The organism is Paraburkholderia sp., from assembly GCF_035948235.1.
In the GTDB taxonomy this organism is placed as follows: domain Bacteria; phylum Pseudomonadota; class Gammaproteobacteria; order Burkholderiales; family Burkholderiaceae; genus Paraburkholderia.
The window spans coordinates 1-2,140 of the sequence record NZ_DASZJJ010000026.1 but is presented as its reverse complement, the minus strand read 5'-3'; the positions used below and the strand labels follow the sequence as shown (position 1 = coordinate 2,140).

General features: G+C 61.4%; 1 protein-coding gene. It reads left to right on the top strand.

All coding sequences use genetic code 11. The annotated features are described in order from the left end of the window. Positions 1–276 precede the first annotated feature (276 nt). Complete coding sequence (locus tag VG320_RS01540) at positions 277–1,473, top strand: acyl-CoA dehydrogenase family protein (RefSeq protein ID WP_327198424.1); 1,197 nt, start codon at positions 277–279, stop codon at positions 1,471–1,473. Positions 1,474–2,140: the final 667 nt, after the last annotated feature.

Genomic DNA, 2,140 nt, shown 5'->3' with positions numbered 1-2,140 from the left:
TGGCGGCTGGGGCGACGCGAAACCCTCCGCGCAACCGGACGGCGCACCGCCGCCCGCGCCGCTCGCTTCGCGCTAATCACATCCTGCTTTGCCCTTCGCGGCTGGCCGATATGCACCTGCATATCGCCAGCCGCGATTTCGTTTGCTCAAACCGTTCGTAGACCGTCTGAAGGCGCGCCACTATCATCGTTCGATCGAAGCTGGAGCGGATGGCGCGCGCGTGCATCACGCCGCGCCGCCGCCCGGGCACCGCACAACGCATTCGGGAACCCTCGCATGAACGATCCACGGCCGCCGCAGACACACGGCGATTCACGTCTTTCCACGCTGATCGAGACCTTGCGCGCGAGCGCCGCGCGCCGCGATCTGGCAGGCGGCCACGCCGCCGCCGAAAAGCAGTTGATCGCCGATGCGGGTTTGCTCGCGCTGGCCGTGCCGCATGAATTCGGCGGGCGATTCGGCCGGGACGGTACGCGCTGGGGCACGCTTTACCAAACTATCCGCACCATAGCGCGCGTCGATAGCGCGCTTGCCCATCTGCTCGGTTTCCAGTTTCTGCAAATCGCGACCGTCGATCTTTGGGGCAACGCCGCGCAGCGCGCGAACTGGCTGCAAGGCACCGCCGAGCATCGTTGGTGGTGGGGCAACGCGGTGAATCCGCTCGATACGCGGCTTGTCGCCCAGGCCGACGATGCGCAGGGCAAGGGCGGCTGGCGTCTGCACGGCAAGAAGGGCTTCTGCTCGGGCACCACCGGCTCGCAGATGATGACCGTGAGCGGGCACGATCCCGCCACCGGCAACCCCGTGTTTGCGGTCGTGCCGACCACGCGCGCGGGCATCACCGTGCACGACGACTGGGACCCGATCGGCCAGCGTCAGACCGATAGCGGCACCGTCTCGTTCGACGCGGTGGAGGTGCGGGCCGCCGAGGTGCTGCATCGGCCCGACACGCCGCGCGCCTCGCTGCGCACGCTGGTGTCGCAGCTCGTGCTGACCAATCTGTTCGTCGGGCTGGCGGAAGGCGCGCTGGAAGAGGCACGCGAGTATGTGCTGGCCAATGGCCGTCCGTGGGTCAATTCCGGCGTGCAGCGCGCCGCGGACGATCCTTATCTCCAGCAGCGTTTTGGCGAAATGCGCATCAAGGCGCTGTCTGCCGCTGCGCTGACCGATCGCGCCGCCGCGATTCTCGACGATGCGTGGGCGCAGGGCGACGCGCTAAACGCCGCAACGCGCGCCGAAGTCTCGCTCGCGGTTTCGGAAGCGAAAATCGTGGCGCACCGTGCGGCCCTCGACGCGGGCGAGCAACTATTCGACGCCTGCGGCGCGCGCGCGACCAACGCGGCGCTCGCGCTCGACCGCTTCTGGCGCAACGCGCGCGTGCATACGCTGCACGATCCGCTCGACTATCGTCTGCGCGACGTGGGCCGCTACACGCTCACGCGCGAGTTGCCGCAGCCGTCGCTGTACACTTGAGGGACCGATCTCGCGCGCCTTGAATCACAAAATCGCAACCCGCCGCGCGCGCCTCACCCCTTCGAGGATCACACCGTTGGAGTTCAGATCCTGTTCGACAGGATTTCGGCGCTCGCTATGGTCACCTTCTTCGTCTTGCAGGCACGAAGTTGGCTGGCATGCATCACATATGGCGTTGTCTCGTGGTCTCGCTTGAGTGAACTGTTCCGCTACTTCGTCAACCGAATGACGTTGCCCTGCTAACTGGTCTTGGACCGGCTCTTGACGTACCCCAGCACCAACCGATCATCTTCCAAAATCATGTCGCCTGCGACGAGAGACAATTTTGAAGAGCTTTTCGAACAACGAAGGGGCGTCGCTTAATTCAGTGAATTTTTATCGTGTATGCGACCAATCCGTTTTGTAGTCTTTTCTTGATAACTAATATGTAGATGAATATTCTGACGGAAAAATCAATGTGAGTTGTAATCGATTCTTAAGAGTGGAGGTCTATATCTCAAAATTAAAAAAACTTTACTCGCATCTGTGTGTCGATTAATCTAATGGTGCGGGTTGAAAGCGCTCGCATCATTTAATTAGTACAACTGAGAGAAAATTAATGAACAACGAGATCAAGGTCGATTCAAAAGACGCAACAAACCAAGCGACAGAAGGCCTTCAGAAGAAT

Coding starts and splice junctions, on each gene's coding strand:
- VG320_RS01540 (WP_327198424.1), top strand. CDS start 277: ATGAACGATCCACGGCCGCCGCAGACACACGGCGATTCACGTCTTTCC.